Annotated in this window: 13 protein-coding genes and 2 pseudogenes; all 15 read right to left on the minus strand. The window is 68.2% G+C overall.

The window, feature by feature from the left end:
* Window positions 1–34 precede the first annotated feature (34 nt).
* The 15 genes and pseudogenes from N4G47_RS10115 to N4G47_RS10185 all read right to left on the minus strand — a co-directional run bounded on the left by N4G47_RS10115 (window position 35) and on the right by N4G47_RS10185 (window position 17024).
* On the minus strand, window positions 35–2998 hold the full coding sequence (locus N4G47_RS10115) for a two-partner secretion domain-containing protein (protein WP_475286868.1): 2964 nt from the start codon (window positions 2996–2998) through the stop codon (window positions 35–37).
* A gap of 203 nt (window positions 2999–3201) precedes the next feature.
* Window positions 3202–4398 (minus strand): substrate-binding domain-containing protein, encoded by a 1197-nt coding sequence (locus N4G47_RS10120; protein WP_475286870.1) that lies wholly within the window; start codon window positions 4396–4398, stop codon window positions 3202–3204.
* Between the two features lie 355 nt (window positions 4399–4753).
* Entirely contained in the window at window positions 4754–5953 is a 1200-nt protein-coding gene (gspF, locus tag N4G47_RS10125) for a type II secretion system inner membrane protein GspF (RefSeq protein ID WP_475286872.1), read from the minus strand.
* 7 nt (window positions 5954–5960) lie between these two features.
* A pseudogene (gspE, locus tag N4G47_RS10130) lies at window positions 5961–7393 on the minus strand (type II secretion system ATPase GspE).
* The gene (gene gspD, locus N4G47_RS10135; protein ID WP_475286874.1) at window positions 7390–9771 is read right to left on the minus strand and encodes a type II secretion system secretin GspD; all 2382 of its coding nucleotides are present in this window, start codon (window positions 9769–9771) and stop codon (window positions 7390–7392) included. The pseudogene gspE and the gene gspD overlap by 4 nt, the downstream one beginning before the upstream one ends.
* Window positions 9768–10295 (minus strand): type II secretion system protein GspM, encoded by a 528-nt coding sequence (gene gspM / locus N4G47_RS10140; protein WP_475286876.1) that lies wholly within the window; start codon window positions 10293–10295, stop codon window positions 9768–9770. The genes gspD and gspM overlap by 4 nt, the downstream gene beginning before the upstream one ends.
* Window positions 10292–11455, minus strand: a complete 1164-nt coding sequence (gene gspL, locus N4G47_RS10145) for a type II secretion system protein GspL (protein ID WP_475286878.1) — start codon at window positions 11453–11455, stop codon at window positions 10292–10294. Before gspL ends, gspM begins: the two co-directional genes overlap by 4 nt.
* A complete protein-coding gene (gspK, locus tag N4G47_RS10150) occupies window positions 11452–12357 on the minus strand; it encodes a type II secretion system minor pseudopilin GspK (RefSeq protein WP_475286880.1) in 906 nt (301 codons plus the stop codon). The genes gspL and gspK overlap by 4 nt, the downstream gene beginning before the upstream one ends.
* Before the next feature lie 9 nt (window positions 12358–12366).
* Window positions 12367–12804 (minus strand): type II secretion system major pseudopilin GspG, encoded by a 438-nt coding sequence (gene gspG / locus N4G47_RS10155; RefSeq protein ID WP_409460086.1) that lies wholly within the window; start codon window positions 12802–12804, stop codon window positions 12367–12369.
* A 57-nt stretch (window positions 12805–12861) separates the two neighbouring features.
* Window positions 12862–13445: pseudogene (locus tag N4G47_RS10160) on the minus strand (hypothetical protein).
* A 120-nt stretch (window positions 13446–13565) separates the two neighbouring features.
* A complete protein-coding gene (locus N4G47_RS10165) occupies window positions 13566–14117 on the minus strand; it encodes a hypothetical protein (RefSeq protein WP_475286882.1) in 552 nt (183 codons plus the stop codon).
* Between the two features lie 57 nt (window positions 14118–14174).
* Complete coding sequence (locus tag N4G47_RS10170) at window positions 14175–15155, minus strand: FecR family protein (RefSeq protein ID WP_475286884.1); 981 nt, start codon at window positions 15153–15155, stop codon at window positions 14175–14177.
* Window positions 15156–15224: 69 nt separating this feature from the next.
* Window positions 15225–15755, minus strand: a complete 531-nt coding sequence (locus N4G47_RS10175; protein ID WP_107230733.1) for an RNA polymerase sigma factor — start codon at window positions 15753–15755, stop codon at window positions 15225–15227.
* 16 nt (window positions 15756–15771) lie between these two features.
* The gene (locus tag N4G47_RS10180) at window positions 15772–16455 is read right to left on the minus strand and encodes a TonB-dependent receptor (protein WP_475286886.1); all 684 of its coding nucleotides are present in this window, start codon (window positions 16453–16455) and stop codon (window positions 15772–15774) included.
* Window positions 16456–16559: 104 nt separating this feature from the next.
* Window positions 16560–17024 carry an Lrp/AsnC family transcriptional regulator gene (locus tag N4G47_RS10185; RefSeq protein WP_107230735.1) on the minus strand — a complete coding sequence of 155 codons (465 nt, stop codon included), beginning with the start codon at window positions 17022–17024 and terminating at the stop codon, window positions 16560–16562.
* Window positions 17025–17044: the final 20 nt, after the last annotated feature.

Consider the following 17044-nt stretch of genomic DNA (forward strand, 5'->3'; position numbering starts at 1 on the left):
GCTGCCGATGCATCCGTGCCAGGCGCGCCGATGGTCACCGCACCGCCGGTTGCCAACGTGAAGGTGCCGCTGCCATTACCAAGCGCGCTGAAGCGCGCCCCTCGCCCAAACGCAGCCGGCCGCTGCCGTCGGTGGCGACCTCGGTGCTGGCTGCGAGCAGACTGACGCTGCCGCCCTTGCCGACGCGGCCCTTGCCGTTGGCATCGATCGCACCGCCGGCATCGACCAGAATCGTCGCTCCCTCGCCCACACCGATGTCGTGGCTGCTGTTGAAGCGCACCTGTCCGCCGTCGATCCACGCCTGTGCGGGACCGCCATCCGGCGCGACCAGCGCGTTGCTCCAGCCTCCACCAAGATCGATCCGCGCGCCCGCCGCAACGTCCACCGCGCCGCGCCCGGACCTCAGCAGCGCCGTGGGCCCGCCAAGCGCCGCAAGCAGGTTGCCGGCGTCCACCTGCCCGCCGGCAATCTGCACTGTTCCACCGAAGCTGACGCGGCTTGCGGTGAGTCCCAGCCGGCCGCCCTCCTGCAACCTGAGCGTGCCATCCAGGTCGATACGGCCCGCCGCAGCGAGGTCCACCTGCCCCCAGCGCTGGGCGCTCAGCACCTCACTGTCCAGCCACACCGTATTGCGCTGTGCTTCTGCCACCGGCGCCTGCAGCGTCCACGGCCGGGGGTCGGCCTGGATCTCTCCGATGCGGACATTCGAATCGAACACCGCACTGCGACCGGTGTTGTCGAAGCGCCCGAGCCACAGCTGGGCGTTGCGGGCCGCGGCCGTCTGCGCCTGCGCGTACCCGTCCTGCGCCGGGTCGGGGCGGCGCGTCTGCTGCAGGCCCTGGAAGGCCGCCGTATCCACCTGGCCCTGCAGCACCGCTGTCGGCGCCGAGATCAGCAGGCGGCCGGCATCGCGTCCCACGGTGTACCCATTGTCGAAGCGTTGACCGGGGGCGACCAGCGGGTTGCGGAAGGATTCGGTGACGCCCCAGCGCTCCTGCTTCAGTTCGTAGCCCTGGTACAGACCGTCGTACAGCATCTCCGCCGGTGCATCGTCAAGGCGGTACACCTGGCCATCGCGGCCACGCAGCCAGCTCTGCTGCACCACACCGGACTGCACGTCCAGGCTGCCACCGGCCAGATTGATGCGCGAACCGGCGTGGCTGACCACTTCCTTGCCTGCCAGCTGGACGGTGCCGCCCTGCGCCGCCCATTCGCTGATCGAATGCCCCTGATTGTCCAGGTAGCCGCCCACTTCCAGCAGGCCGCCACCGGCATACCAGCGCGTGCCTTCATAGCCACCGGTACCGGCGGCCACCTCGGTCAACTGGCGGCGATCGATCCACACCTCGCTGCTGATCAGCTTGCCGCTGTCACGATTGTCCGGCGAATCGCGCAGCTCGTTGCCCTGCACCTTCACCTTGACGTTGTTGCTTTCCATCGCCACCTGCACGCCCACCGCACCGGAGACGTCCACGCGCGCGCCATCATCCAGATAGCTGCGGCGGCCGGCGTCGGCGATCACCTGCCCGCCGGTGGCCACTGCCAGCGAGCCGGCCTGGAAGTTCACATCGCCGCCGGAGACGACTTCGATGCGGGATTGCTCGCGGCGGTCCTGCAGGCGCGAGAGATTGTCGAAGGTGCCACTGTTGCTGGAACCGCGAAGCTTGTCCTGCTCGGCCGACTCCTTGATGAGGGCATCGCGCTGGCTGTCCAGCGCCGTGCTCTTGCCATCGTCTTCCAGCAGCACGGCTGTGGTCGAACCGGAAGCCAGGGTCACGCGGCCCGCCGCATCGGACGCCGAATTCAGCAGGTGTACGGTGCCGCGCTGATTCAGCGTGGTGGTCGCAACCGCAACGCCGGCCTGTTCGACCGTGCGGCCGGCCAGCGTGATGTCGCCTTCGCGGGCCTGGATCAGACCGCTGTTGCGAACGCTGCCGGCTGTGCTGTCGGCGACGAAGCGCGGCGCGATCTCGTTGCCACGGGTGGTCGATGCAGTGTTCTGCGCCGTGCCCGCGCCACGGCGGATCACGAAACTGTCGCCGGCGGCAAGCTGGGTCTGGCCCTTCCGCGTCTCGATCTGGCCCGCGTTCTCCACACTGTGACCGGCCAGCAGCACGTAGCCACCGCCCCGCGTTGCCGTGGTGGGTTCGTGCGTGGTGATGCGTGCACCGCGTTCGACCATGACCTTGCCCAGGGCGTCGGTCAGCGCCGAAGTGTTCGCGTCGGCACTGTACAGACCCTGCTCACGGAACTGCGCGTCGCTGATGCGCGCCGCCGCCGCCACCAGGTTGCGGACATTGACCTGGCTGTTGTTGCCGAACACCACGCCATTGCGGTTGGCAACGAACACCGTGCCATTGGCCTTCAGCTGGCCGAGAATCTGGCTGGGCCGTGCGGCAGGATCATTGACCCGGTTCAGCACGGCCCAATCGGCGTTCTGCAGGAAATTCAGCGTGGTGTTGCCACCAATGTTGAAGGTTTCCCAGTTCAGGATCGCCTGGTCGGCGGTCTGCTCGATGTTGACCAGCACCCGCCCGTCGGCCGCCTGCGACTGGATCGCCTCGCGGGCGTTGATCCAGCCACGCGTCAACGGATTCTCGTCAACCTTCAGACCATCCTTGCCCAGGCCATCGGCCACTACGAAGCCCGCCTCGCGGCGCGTCTGCCGTGCCTGCTCCTGCAGGCGCTGCTGCAGAGCGATGGCCTGCGCGGCCGTGCCGAGGTTGTCGATGGACTGCTGCAGCTTCTGCCGCGCCGCATCCTGCTGCTGCGCGGGCAGCTGGAACTGGATCGGCACGCCATTGGGCATGCGCCCGCTCTGTGCCGCCGCGCCCTGCGCAGCACCGCGTTCGGCGAACCAGCCGGGGCTGAACGCCTGCTGGGCCTGGCTGGCCGGGGCCACCACGCTGCCCAGGGCCACGGCGACAGCCCAGGCCATCGGGTGGCTGCGCCACAGGGCAGCAGGGAAGCGGGCGGTGGGCGAATGCGGGTGCGACATCGGGGACCTCGTCAACCTGATGGGCCGCGTCGGCGGCGGCGTATACGGATGGGCCTGCGTCAGGCACGCCCTGCACCTCATAGACGGTGGTGGCGGCGTGAAGGCGACAGGTCATCACTGTCATGCAGCGGACATACGCAGAAGGCGCCGGCATTGCTGCCGGCGCCCTTGTGCATCTCCTGCAACTACAGAAGCAATTGCAGTTACAGCGGACGACCGATGCCCGAGCAGGTGCTCGGATTGTTCACCGCACCGGCATTGCTGGCGGTGGCGAAGCGGGCACGGACGGCATCACGCCAGGCCTTGGTCAGCGGAATGAACTTGTGCGCGCGGATCGCGTCGTCGTTCGGGCCCTTCTCGACGCCGTTGGTGTCCACGACGCTGCCGTAGTGACGGGCCAGGAAGGCACGCACGTTGGCGCCCACAGTGCCGTTCTTGTAGCACTGGCCGAACACGAAGTTGGTGTAACCGGCAATCGGATAGCCCGCGTTCGGGTTGCCGAACACCGGCACCCAGTTCGCCGGGTTCTCGGCAGCGGCACCGGTCGGCGGCGCAGCGGTTTCCAGCGTGGCCTGCACGCTCACTTCATCCGGCGAGAAGCCCTTGACCTTGGCGATCTTGGTGGCATCGGTCAGGCTCGGGATCACGTCCGGACCGACATAGCCGACACGGCCGTCAACGGCATAGACGGCGTTGTACAGCGAGGTGCCACCGGTGGCCGGTGCGGCGATGAAGTTCGACGGCACGGTGGTGAACAGGTTGGCGAAGGTCGACTGTACCGAGAATGCCGGCACGCCGTTGGTCAGCTTCAGGTTGGTGCCCGACACGTCAGCCGGCTGGCAGGCGCTGGTCAGGAAGCGGGTCAGCAGTTCGCTGGTGCCGCTGCTTTCGCCGCGGTAGACGACCTGGATGGCGCCGGTACGGCCCAGGCCGGCCAGCTGGCTCCAGTTGTTGATCTTGCCGGAGAAGATGCCGCAGATCTGGGTGACCGACAGGTCAACCGCCGAACCGGCCTTGTTGAACGGAATGGTGACCGAGGTGGCGACCGACGGGATCTGCACCAGTGCGCCATAGCGGTTGGCATCGCCGGACACGTTGTAGGTGCTGTTGTAGGTGCTCAGCTCGGTGCCGCTCAGCACCGAGTCGCTGCCGGCGAAATGCACGGTGCCGGTGGCCTGGAACAGGCTCGAATTGTTTTCCAGGAAGGCCTTCTTGCCCGTGCCCGAACCGGTCACGGCGTAGCTGAAGTTGGCCGGCAGGATGCTGTCGGCCTGGCCCTTGTACAGGTCGGCCGGCAGCGAAGCGCCGCCGCCGGTGACGGCGGTCTGGGCCGAGGCTGCACCAGCGGTGGCGAGCAGCGCGGTGGCAACCAGCGCGGCCAGGGTCTTGTACTTGTTCATGATCTTCTCCTGAAGGGTTTACTGCGAAGGTGAAACACCAAGGGAGGAACGGTCACTACACGCCTGCTGCCACCGAGGGCCTCCCAGCCCACTCTGCGGCGACGTGGCTATGCTGGTCCGCGCCGATGACAGGCCGCTTAAGAAACCTCTGGAAGACCGGAAAAAGGTGTGGAGCTTTGTGTGGAGAATCGAAAGCGGGGCCACACGCCAACCGCTACTGGGCGGCGTCAACGGCGTAGAGTCGACTGTGTAGAGTCGACTGCTAGTCGACTAGCGCGCGAAGCGCGGGGTGTTCTTGGCATCTGCGAAGAGCAGTCGACTGACAGTCGACTCTACAGGTGATGCGCGTTGCGCATCATTGCACCAGCTGGTTCATTTCCATGATCGGCATCAGCACTGCCAGCACGATGGTCAGCACCACGCCGCCCATCACCAGAATCATGGTCGGCTCCAGCAACGCGGTCAGTGCCATCGCACGGCGTTCGATCTCACGCGAGATGGTCTGCGCGGCGCGATCCAGCAGCGGTGCCAGCGCGCCGGTCTTCTCGCCGCTGGCCACCAGATGCACCAGGATCGGCGGATACACCTTCTGCACCTTCAACGCCGCGCCCAGTGCCGCGCCTTCGCGCACCCGCGCGGACACATCATCGGCACAGCGCGCCAGCAATGCATTGCCAAGTGTCTGTCGCGCCGCCTCCAGCGCACGCAGCAGCGGCACGCCGGCATCCAGTAGGATCGCCAGCGTCGAGGCAAAGCGCGCACTGTTCACGCCCAGCACGAAGCGCCCGATCATCGGCACCCTCAGCAGCAGCGCATCCCAGCGCAGGCGCAGCTCGGGCCGGCGCAGCGCCAGCCGCCACGCCACCACCAACGCAGCAAGGCCCAACCCCACCCACACGCCCCAGCTGCGTACGAATGCGCTGGCCGCCAGCATCATCTGGGTCAGCATTGGCAACGTCTGCCGCGCCTGCACGAACGCGGTCACTACCTGTGGCACCACGTAGCTGAGCAGGAAGATCACGATCGCCACCGAGACCAGGCTGATCGCCGCCGGGTAGATGAAGGCGGTCAGCCCCTTGGCCTGCAGCGCGTTGCGCTCTTCGATGTAGTCGGCCAGGCGCTCCATGACACGCGCGAGGTCGCCGGAGTCTTCGCCCGCACCCACCAGTGCCCGATAGATCGGCGGGAAGTCGCGCGGGCGCGCCGCCAGTGCCACAGTCAGGCGCTGACCAGCACGCACGTCGGCGCGCACTGCGGTGAGCGCCTGGGAAACATGCGGACGTTCGGCCTGTTCGATCACCGCGCTCAACGCCGCTTCCAGGGGCAGGCTCGCCGCCAGCAGGCTGGCCAGCTGGCGCGTGGCCCAGGCCAGTTCGCTGGCCGACAAACGGCGGGTACCCCAGCCGGCACCCGCACCGCGTGCCGCACTCACCTGTACCGGCGTCAGTCCACGCCCGCGCAGCAGCTGGCGAGCGCCGCGCGGGCTGTCGGCATCCAGTTGCCCTTTCTCGATGCGGCCCTGTGCGTTGGCCGCCTGATAGTCGAACAGTGCCATGGCCGCCTCAGCCGTCGCCGGTGACGCGCAGGATTTCTTCCAGCGTGGTCACCCCGCTGTCGACCCAGCGCTGGCCGTCCTCGCGCAGATTGCGCATGCCGGCACGCCGCGCCGCCTCGCGCAGCGCGGGCTCACCCTGCCCTTCATGGATCAGCGCACGCACGCGCTCATCCACCACGAACAGTTCGTGGATACCGGTGCGGCCGCGATAGCCGCTGTTGGCACACGCCGGGCAGCCCACCGCACGCCACACCGTGCGGCCCTCCTCGTCCACCTCGGCACGCCGGCACTGCATGCACAGCCGCCGTACCAGCCGCTGTGCCAGCACGCCGCGCAATGAAGAGGCCAGCAGGAACGGCTCCACCCCCATGTCGGCCAGACGGGTTACCGCCGAGATCGCATCGTTGGTATGCAGCGACGCGAGTACGCCATGGCCGGTCAGCGATGACTGCACTGCAATCTGCGCGGTTTCCAGGTCACGTATCTCGCCGATCATGATGGTGTCCGGGTCCTGGCGCAGGATGGCGCGCAGCGCGGTGCCGAAGCTCATGCCGATACGCGCATTGACCTGGATCTGGCCGATACCGGCGAAGTCGTACTCCACCGGGTCTTCCACGGTGAGGATGTTGCTGGTGCCGCTGTCGAGCTGGCCCAGCGCGGCGTACAGCGAGGTGGTCTTGCCACTGCCGGTTGGCCCGGTGACCAGTACGATGCCATGCGGTTGCCGGATCAAGCCGGTGAATGTGGCCAAGGTGTCGTCGGCCATGCCCAGGCGCTGCAATTGCAGGCGGCCTGCGTCCTTCTCCAGCAGGCGCAGCACGGCGCGCTCGCCGTGTCCGGTCGGCACGGTGGAGACACGGATGTCCAGCGGCCGGCCGCCGACCCGGATCGCGATGCGCCCATCCTGTGGCAGTCGCTTCTCGGCAATGTCCAGGTGGGCCATGATCTTGATGCGCGACACCAACGCTGCATGCAGGGCGCGGCGCGGCTGCACCATGTCGCGCAGCGTGCCGTCGACACGGTAACGCACCACCGAATGGGTCTCGAACGGTTCGATGTGCAGATCGCTGGCGCCGTCGCGCGCAGCCTGTGCCAGCAGCGCATTGATCATGCGGATCACCGGCGCGTCGTCCTGCTCATCCAGCAGATCGGTCACCTCCGGCATGTCCTGCATCAACCGGTCCAGATCCACTTCACTTTCAGCGGCACCGACCACCGCTGCGGCATCGCCGCCGTCACGGTACTGCTCGCCCAACCGTTGCTGCCATGTGGCCGTGTCCAGCGCCTGGAATGGCAGCGGTCCGTGGCGGCGACGCAGCTCGGCCACCGCCCACGCGGCGGTTTCGGCCGTGCCCAGCAGCACGGCCTCTCCCCCGCTTCGGCCAGCATCACGCCATGGCTGCGCACCCAGGCGTACGGCAGTGGCGCGGGCACGCTCACGGCCCGATCACCAGTTCCGGTGTGTAACCCAGTCCGCGCAACTGCTGCAACGCCGGGTCCAACTTCGCCGGATCGCGCGGCAGGCGCACCCGCAGGCGCTGGCCCGTTTCACCCGGGGTAGCCTCGGCATAGGCCTGCAATCCCAGCGCCCGCACCTGCGCCACACCTTGGCTCGCGCGTGCCGGGTCCAGTCCCTGCGCAAACTGCACCAATTGCGCATCGCCTTCGCCGGCCGGATACAGCGCTGCCAGGCTGGTGTTCTGCAGCGGCTGGCCCTGGCCATCGCGCGCGTTGTCCTGGCCGAGCACGGACAGATCCTGCGGCGGCAACTGCGGCGCCGACAATGCCGGCAACGCCCAGCTCTGTACCGGCTGCGCACCCGCCTGTGCGTTGCGCATGTAGTCGTAGCGGTCGCGGGTCAAACGCTGCCCGGCGGCCGGGTCGCGCACCACGTGCGGGCGCAGGAACACCATCAGATTGGTCTTTGCACGCTTGCGGGTGTCACTGCGGAACAGCGCCCCCAGCACCGGGATCTTTCCCAGGCCCGGCACCGCATCGCGGCCATGGCTGACGCTGTCTTCCAGCAGGCCACCGAGCACCATGATCTGGCCATCGTCCAACAGCACGCTGGTGTCCAGTGCGCGCTTGTTGGTGATGATGCCGGCCGTACTGTTCGCGCTCTGCGCATCGATGCTGCTGACTTCCTGGTAGATGTCCAGCTTCACCGTGCCACCTTCGGAGATCTGCGGACGCACGCGCAGCTTCAGGCCCACGTCTTCGCGCACGATGGTCTGGAACGGGTTGTTGCTGCCGCCGCCCCCATCGGTCACATAACGGCCGCTGACGAACGGCACGGTCTGCCCCACCATGATGCTGGCCGCCTCGTTGTCCAGCGTCATCAGGTTGGGAGTGGACAGAATGTTGGCGCCGCCCTTGCTCTGCAGCGCATTGGCCAAGGCCTTCATGTTGAGGATCTGGCCGACCCCGGGCAGGTTGATGGTGCCGTCGATCACGCCGATCTTCAGGCCATCCTTGGGCAGCACGTCCAGGGTGGTGCGCGCGGCGGTGTTCAAGCCGCTGCCACCGGTGGTGCCACCGAAATGGGTGCCGCCGAAGGTACGCCCATTGCCCAGCATCCACTGCACGCCCAGTTCGGCCGCATCGGTCTGGTTGACCTCCACGATCAGGCTTTCCACCAGCACCTGCGCGCGGCGCTGGTCGAGCTGGTCGATCACCCGGCGCAGATTGCGGTACACCGGTTCCGGTGCCGAGATCAGCAGCGTGTTGGTGGCCACATCGGCCTGCACCGAGATGCCATTCTGGCTGAAGCCGGTACTGCCGGCATCGATCGGATCACGCCGGTTGGGGTCCAGCCGCTGTGATTCCAGCGCATTTGCCCCGGCCTTTGCCTGCTGTGGCTGCGTCGACTGCACCGGCGGGGTGCGGCCTGAGTCGCCCGGCTGCGGCGTGACCCCTTCGGTGCTGCCCATCGCCGGAGCATCACTCTGCCCGGCCACCACCCCACGCAGCACGCCAGCCAGCTGGTTGGCCTGGGCGTTGCGCAGATAGACCACGTGCAGGTTGCCCGACTCGTCCTGCGCGCGATCCAGCTTCTCCACCAGCTGCCGGGCCAGGCGGGTGCGGCCAGGACTGCTGGAACGCAGCAGCACGCTGTTGCTGCGCGGATCGGCCATCACCACCACTTTCTGGCTGGTTTCGGCCCCCTGCGCATCCAGCAGCGGCGCGACCATCGCCGCCACATCCACCGCGATGCCCTGCTGCAGCTTGACCACGTCGGTGTCCATGCCGGCCGGGGTATCGACGCTGGCGATCACCCGTGCGATGCGCTCAAGGTTGTCCGCATAGTCGGTGATCACCAGCGTGTTGTTGCCCGGGTTGGCGGTGATCGGATTGTCCGGGCTGATCATCGGCCGCAGCACTGCCACCAGCGCGCCAGCGTTCTCGTAGCGCAGCGCGAAGGTGCGTGTGACGATCTCACCGCCCGCGCCGCCGCTGCCCACGCGGCCGCCCAGCAGCTTGGCGTCGGCCTGTGGCACCACCCGGCTGACGCCGCCGTTCCCGACCACGGCAAAACCACGCATGCGCAGCGCCCCCAGCAGCAGCTGGTACGCCTGGGTACGGCTGACCGGGCCGTCGGAAACAACGGTCATCTTGCCGGTCACGCGTGGATCGACCAGGAACTGGCGGCCAGTGAAGCGGGCCGCCATGCGCAGCACGCCACCGATATCGGTATCGACCAGGTTCAACTGCACCGGCTCATCGTGGGCGTCCTGCGCCCATGCCGACGCCGGCGCGTGGGCCATGCCCACGATCAGCGCCAAGGTGGTGCTCCAGGCTAGGCTGCGCATCGCCCTCATGGATGGCCACCGGTAGCGAGCGTCATCACGATGTTTCCGGAAATCCGTGCCGCCGGCATGTTTGCATCCCCTGTACGTGTCAATTGCAGCTGCTGAAGCTCGATGGCCGGGTCGGCCAGCAGCGGCAGCAGCCAGTTCCACAACGCGTCGGCGGGCACGGCCTGCACCTGCAGGTGCCAGCGCGCTTCGCGCGCTTCGATGTGCAGGCCGTCGGCAAGACCGGCCGCCTTGATGCCATTGCGCAGCCCCGCCAGCGTCGGGCGCTGGCCCTGTGCCTGCTGCTGGCGCTCGCGAGCACGCAGCAACGGGGCCAATGCACGGGCCTGTGCCTGCAAACGCGGCAGCTCGGCCTGCCAGTGGCTGCGCTGCTTCAGCAGCGGCTCCAGCCAGAACGACCAGAGTCCTGCGGCCAGCAGCGCCACCACCATCACCCCCAGCATCTGGCGCTCGCGCGGCGGCAAGCGCTGCCAGCGCTGCGGCAGGCCGGCCAGCGAATCACCGAAGCGCGCAGCACGGGCGGTCACTGCCCGCCTCCGCTCACGCGCAGGCGTCCACTGCTCTCACGCGCCAGCTGCAGGCCCTGCGCCTGCGTCGCCTGTCGCCACTGCTCCAGCCGCTGCGCGTCGTCGGCCACGGCCTGCGCATCGGCATCCAGTTCCAGTTCCAGCTGCCCGGGTTGGTAGTGCAGGCCACGCACCCGCCCGGCCAGTTCCGGGATCGCCTGCAAGGTGCTGGCCACCTGGCGCTGCACCGGCGGCAATGGCGCTGCCGGAAGCGGCACCGCCAACGCCCGCCGCGCCTGCAGCACCGGGTCCACCACCTCGGTGATCTCCGGGAAGTGCGCACTGAGCTGCCGCGCCATGTCCTGCTGCAGCGCCTCGCCTTCGCTGCGCCAGCGCGACACCTGCAACTGCAGGCCAAGCGCTGCCAGCAGCATCGCCGCCAGCGCCAACCCGATCGCCAGCCGCGGCGCCTGCCGAGCGTTGCCAGGCAGAGGCAGAGACCAGCCGGGCAACGGTCCACACGCCTGCTGTGGCTGCCCGACCGCCGTTGCCGGCAGCGTCACCGGCCATGCCGATGGCACGCTGCCGATCCATTGCACCGTATGTGCACCGGTCTGCTGAAGGCGCGCGGCCAGCGCCTGCATCACCGCCGTCGCGTCACGTCCGCCACACCACTGCACGAAGCCGCGCTCGCGCCCACTGCGCACCAGCAGGTGTTCACCACAGGCCTGCAACGTGGCCTGACCCGGCGCCCACGGCAGCAGCAACGGTGTGGGATACAACGCCCGCAGCTGCAATCCGCTGGCGGCCAGCACCTGCTGGGCCTGCATGATCGCCTGCTGGCCAAGCCAGGCCACCGGCACCGTGCCATCGACGGCCTGGCTGCCATGCGCCAGCGCCACGTCCTGCAGGTCATCGAGCAGCATCGCTTCCACTTCGCCGTGCAGCGCCGCTTGCAGCCGGCGCCCGGACAGCGGTGGCAGCGCCAGCTCCAGCAGGATCAGATCGTGCGGATCCAGGCAGGCCAGCACCTCGCCCCGCGGGTGCCGCTGGCCCAGCACCGCCAGGGCGTCACAGCCATGCGCCAGCACCTCGCCTTTGCGCATCAGCGCCCACGCCACCGGACTGTCGGCACGCAGCTGTTCCAGCACCGGCAGGCGCACCCGTAGCTGAGCGTTCATGCACCGATCCTCGTCCACACCCGCTGCACGCGCACCCCGTCATCCCGGTACTCGCGCCAGATCAGCGCGCGGAACTCGACCGCACTGCCATCGGCCTGCACCTGGCCGACCGCAAGAAACCATTCACTATGGATACCCAGGGGAAGCATCGCCATCTGTTCGTTGCTCAGTTGCAGTCGGTTGGCGATGTCGCCACGGTTGAGCAGCCAATGGCCGCCATCGCGGTCGCCCAGCAGGGCCTGCAGCCGCCCGCGCTCGACGCCGGGCGCAACGGCCTGCAGCACGCTGATGTCACTGGTATTGGCGTTGATCAGCGTTTGCGCCGGCAGTACCACCGTGCGCCGCGACAGCGCCTGCACGGCCATCGGGTCGGAACCGGCCAGCGCCTGTTCGATCAGCGACTCACGTGGCAACGGCGCCTGGGCCTGGATATCACCATCACGCAGGCGCGCCTGGATGTAGTCGGCAGCACTGCCGCACGCTCCCTGCCCCAGCCCCTGGCTGCCGCACAGCGCCACGAACGCACGGCGCGCGTCGGCATCGGCCTGGCCGTGCGCGAGCAGATTGCGCAGGTTGAACAGCGACTGCGCGTCGACCAGCTGCAGCTGCACCGGCAACGGCGCCTGCAACTGCAACGGGCGCGCCCACCGGCCACTGCGGACCGTGGTCAGCTGCTCGCGCACATCTTCACGCAGCTGCTGCGCGGCACGCTCCAATGTGGCATCCACCGCCATGCGCACCTGCGCGCGCAGCTGGTCGCCACGCAGCGCGCGCAGCTGGGCGGCCTGGCGGGTCAGCAGGGCGGTGGCGATCACCGCCACCAGCGCCACCACCAGCATCGCCACGATCACCGCCATGCCGCGCTGATGGGCAAACCGAACCGAACGCTTCCGGGGTGACATCGACCCGCCTCACAGCTGCCAGGAGCCGATGTCCGCGTTTCCGGCGTCGCCGCCGGGCTTGCTGTCCGCGCCCAGCGAAAAGACGTCGATATCGCCGTGGCTGCCGGGAACCTGGTACTGGTACGGATGCCCCCAGGGGTCATTCGGCAGCCGGTCAAGGTACGGCGTGGCCGGCACCGCGCCATTGCCCTGCGGTGGTTTCACCAGCGCCTGCAGGCCCTGTTCCGCGCTGGGGTAGCGCCCATTGTCCAGCTTGTACAGCTTCAACGCCTGCATCAGGGCGGCGATGTCCTGACGCGCTGCCACCATTCGCGCCTGATCGGGGCGATCCATCAGGCGCGGCACGATCAACGCGGCCAGAATGCCGATGATCACCACCACCACCATGATCTCGATCAGGCTGAAACCCTGCTGCCGCGCCCTGCGACCACCCAACTGCCTTGCCATTGTTCCGCCCTCGTCATCCTGGAAGAGACCGCTGCACCATGGTCAGCGGTGCATGTGTCAGTACGATAAACATCCGCCGGCAATTCGCTGCGCAGGTGTCTGCGCTGGCGTGCCATGTGCACGCTGGGGGCACACCGCCTCCAGCAGATGCGATGGAACGGCGGCCAGCGCGCTGTCGATGCAGTCGCGCAGCAGTGGCTGTGTGCAGGCGTGCAGCAGGCGCACACACTGCATCGGCGACCAGGCCGTGCCGTGGTCGAGGCCGATGAACTGCCGGTAAGCCTGGTGGTAGCGCAGGTCGTCGTACACGCGCTGCGCGCTGCCCAGGCCCTGAAGCACCACCAGCAGTGCAGCTCGCTGCAGCGTGCGCGGGTTGCCTGCCTCAAGTGGCAGAGCACTCATGGCCGTGTCAGGCCAGGGTGCAGCTGCAGGTCGAGGGCACTGCGCAGTGCCATCAGCGGGTGCGAACTGCTGTCCAGTGTGGCCCAGCGTGCAGCATCGGCCCAGGCGTCACTGGACAGCACCCAGACCCACGGGTGGCCGTAACGCTGCACATTCAAGGGCGTGTGCCGCGCCTGCTCCAGTGACTGGCTCAGGTGGCGATCCAGTTCCAGCATGCTGATCCTGCGACTGTCTGCCATCGGCGTCGCCTGTTCTCCGCGACGCGTGATGCGCCGTACTCTGGAGAAGACGTCAGCAAGGCAGGTGAAGCGACAGCGCAATCGCAGCGGTGTGCGTTCGGTGGCGATTCATCGGTACTGTCACCGCAGCGTCATCCGCTTGCAGGCTTCGCGTTGCAGCCGCGGCGCATCGCCACCGCAGCGGCGCGCCAGCACCGCTACATCACTGCGGGCGGCGAACGCGGCCAGCGCATCGGTCATGCCTGCGTCGTCGCAGCATGCCGCCATCGCAACGCGCAGCGCCGGCAGCTGCCAACGGTCCATCACGCCACGGGAGCCGGCCACGAACCAGTGCCACAGCCGATGGTGCAGCACCTGCTCGTGCAGCTGCGCCAGCGTGTCGACGCCGTGCATGCCTGCAAGCAGCAGGGCACGGGCAAGCGCTGCGGGCGGCAGCACACCGCCTTCAGCCAGCGGCAGGGCCTGTTGCTGAAGGCGCAGCAGCATTCCCAACGGATGCGACTGGGGATCGAAGTCCAGCAGTACCGCCTGTTGCTGCCACTGCGCGTCGGACACCACGCACACCCATGGCGAGCCGTAGCGATGCACCATCAATGGCCGTCGTTGCGTGGTTTCCAGCAACGCCGACAGATTGCGGCGTAGATCCAGCACACCGATGGTCTCGTTGCGCATCCTTGGCCTCCCTTGCTTGCAACAACCGTCCGCGGCGCGCACGGCCAGCGTCTTCACCTAACCAAGGACGGCAATGCCACCCGGAAAGCGACGCAGATCCAGCGACATCGTCAGCCGCAGCTGCTCCAGCGCCGCATCCGGATCATCAATGCGGAAGCGGCCGCTGACCGGGGCACGCGCCAGTGCCGACCCGCCCAGCAGCACCTTGCCGCGGCGGTAGCGGTTGATCTCGTCGACCACCTCGCGCAACGGTGCGCGGCGGAACACCAGCATGCCTTCGGTCCAGGCACTGGCTTCGGACGCCACCGCTTCAGCCACAACCCCGCTGAGCCGCTCGTCATACCGGGTCTGCTGACCGGCCTGCAGTTGCAGGCGGCCCTGCGGATGTTCGATGCGGACCGTACCCTGCAGGCAGGTCACCCGCACCTGGGCGTTGGTGTTGCGCACGTCCAGCCGCACCGGGCCGTCATCGACAATCACGCACCCCGGCCCGGCGAACACGGCCAGGTGCAGGCCACCCCGGGTTTCAATCGCGGCCTGTCCCTGCACCAGTTCGAAGCCTTCACCCTGTGCGTCAGCGCGACGGCGCAGGCTGCTCTGCGTATCCAGGTCGATCTTCAGCTGCGGCGAGGGCGCGATCTGCAGCCGCTCACCGGTGCCGGTGTGGAAATCGGCGGTCATCGCCGTCACCGACGGCCACAGTCCCAACGGTGGGCGGATCGCCGCCACCACCACCAGGCTGGCCGGTGCGGCGATGGCCGCACCGAGGAACGCGCGGCGGCTCCAACGCTGCACCTGGGTGGGAGCCACCGGCTGGCGCGCGGTCGCGGGCAGCTGCTCCCCGGCTAGTCGCACCTGATCCCATTGGCGGCGCGCGCGGCCGAACGCCTCGCGATGACGCGGGTCGGCCTCGCACCACGCGCGGAACCTGCGTCCATCGGCAGCGGTCGCTTCACCGGAGGTCAACCGCACCACCCACGCGTGGGCCTGACACTCGACGGCATCCAGCGGGCGTTGCGGGCGATCGTCAGCGTCCATGGGGGCTCATGCCGGACCCGCACGCTGCGGGGTTCTGCTCGGCGTCAAAGTGTAGACGGATGCCGTCGCTCAGAACCGCACCTGGCGCCCCTGCCCATTGCGCTCGGCCAGGTAATCCTGGGCCGCCTTCAGCTCGCGCTGCACCAGCCGCAGCGACACGCCCAGGTGGTCGGCCACATCGCGCTGCTGCAGGCCATCGACGCGGATCGCCAGCAGGATGCGGCGGCGGCGCTCGGGCATGCGCTGCAGCAGGCCGACCATGTCTTCCAGCGCGAAGTCCAGCTCGGCCGCCTGCGCCGGGCCCGGCGCCGGGTCGGCCATGTCCATCAGCGTATCCACCTCTTCCAGGCTCAGCAGGCGGTGGTCGGCGCGTTGGCGGTCGATCACGGTGTTCATCGCCATGCGCAGCAGGTATGCCGCCGGGTTCTGTACCGCGTCCAGACGATCACGGCGCGCACTCAGGCGCATCCAGGTGTCCTGCAGCGCGTCGCCGGCCAACTCCTCCGAACCCAGCTTGCGCACCAGCCGGCGCTTCAGCTCGTCGTAGGCCCCCAGAAGGTGATCCATCAGGTCAACTGCCCCAGCCGTACCGTTGCTCATGTTCGAATCCTTGAAATCATGGAAGGGGCAAGCGCCGGCCACAGTCGTGGTCGGTGCCGGAAGGACGGATCTGCAGCGTCACCGGCTGCGGCAGCGCGGCAGCATCGGCCGCCACCACCAGGCCCTGCAGCACCTGGAGCAGCCGCGCGTCACGGCGGGCACTGCCACTGCCGGACACCAGTTCGGGCGCCTGCACCCGGCCTTCGCTGTCGACACCGAAGCGCAGCGTCGCGGCATAGTGGCCAGGGGAGATTCCGGGGTCATCACAGAACGCTTCACGCAGGCGCTGCTGCAGGCCGCCGTAACGGCGCCGGCGCTCGGCCTCGGCAAGCCCGCCGTCGAAAACTGCGTCGGCCATCGGCTGCGAACCCCGCCGCAGCACCACACGCTGCTCGCCGATCACCTCGGCCTCGATGCCCGAATCCTGCAGCAGGGCCAGCAGCGCGGGCAGCGGCGCCAGGCTGGCGCGCAGCGCATGGCTGCTGCGGCCTGCGGCAAGATCGCCCGGGTACATCACCGACCACCCGCTGATGACGCTGAAGCGCTCGATGGCCTGTTCCAGCGGCTGCGCGGGCATGTCGTAGGCGTGAACCGCGTCCTGCGCGACCGCAGCGGCAGAGGCCAGCAGCAGCCATCCGGCGATGGCCAGCCTCCACGTTCTGATCGCACGGTGTCCATTCAGCCCCCTGACGTAGAACACATGACCCTCGGCAGCGACAGCAGCTGCAAGCGGGACACACCGTACCGGGGGCACATGTCATTGCGATGACCGCCGCCGGCGGCCAGCCCCTGGCAGGGGTCGGTTCAGAGCGGCAGCTGGGTGGTCTGCTTGATCCGCTGCATCGGGATCTCGGTCTTGGTGTTCTGCACCCCGGCGATCCGGTTCAGGTGCTGCATCTGGAACTGGCGGTAGGCGTCGAGGTCGGCCACCGCCACCCGCAACAGGAAGTCGCAATCGCCGGCCATCAGATGACATTCAAGCACTTCGGGGAAAGACTTGATGCTGTTGATGAAGTGGTTGGTGGTGTCCTCATCCTGTCCGCGCAACCACACCCGCACGAACACGGTGAAGCCACGGCCCACCTTGGCCTCGTTCAGCAACGCCACGTAACGGTCGATGTAACCGCCCTCCTCCAGCAGCCGCACCCGGCGCAGGCAAGCCGAGGGCGAGAGCCCCACCTGGCGGGCCAGTTCCAGGTTCTGCAGGCGGCCGTCGCGCTGCAGGGCATCGAGGATGCGGCGATCCAGATTGTCGAGCTGGTAGTGCATGGCATTTCACTCATGGCCGG

This window comes from Stenotrophomonas sp. GSD10 (assembly GCF_056172695.1).

Bases quoted from the DNA above. Each gene is read 5' to 3' on its own strand.
- N4G47_RS10175 (WP_107230733.1), bottom strand. From the start codon at position 15,755: ATGAGCAACGGTACGGCTGGGGCAGTTGACCTGATGGATCACCTTCTG.
- N4G47_RS10170 (WP_475286884.1), bottom strand. From the start codon at position 15,155: ATGGACGCTGACGATCGCCCGCAACGCCCGCTGGATGCCGTCGAGTGT.
- gspF (WP_475286872.1), bottom strand. From the start codon at position 5,953: ATGGCACTGTTCGACTATCAGGCGGCCAACGCACAGGGCCGCATCGAG.
- gspL (WP_475286878.1), bottom strand. From the start codon at position 11,455: ATGAACGCTCAGCTACGGGTGCGCCTGCCGGTGCTGGAACAGCTGCGT.
- gspD (WP_475286874.1), bottom strand. From the start codon at position 9,771: ATGAGGGCGATGCGCAGCCTAGCCTGGAGCACCACCTTGGCGCTGATC.
- N4G47_RS10115 (WP_475286868.1), bottom strand. From the start codon at position 2,998: ATGTCGCACCCGCATTCGCCCACCGCCCGCTTCCCTGCTGCCCTGTGG.
- N4G47_RS10165 (WP_475286882.1), bottom strand. From the start codon at position 14,117: ATGCGCAACGAGACCATCGGTGTGCTGGATCTACGCCGCAATCTGTCG.
- N4G47_RS10185 (WP_107230735.1), bottom strand. From the start codon at position 17,024: ATGCACTACCAGCTCGACAATCTGGATCGCCGCATCCTCGATGCCCTG.
- N4G47_RS10120 (WP_475286870.1), bottom strand. From the start codon at position 4,398: ATGAACAAGTACAAGACCCTGGCCGCGCTGGTTGCCACCGCGCTGCTC.
- gspK (WP_475286880.1), bottom strand. From the start codon at position 12,357: ATGTCACCCCGGAAGCGTTCGGTTCGGTTTGCCCATCAGCGCGGCATG.
- gspG (WP_409460086.1), bottom strand. From the start codon at position 12,804: ATGGCAAGGCAGTTGGGTGGTCGCAGGGCGCGGCAGCAGGGTTTCAGC.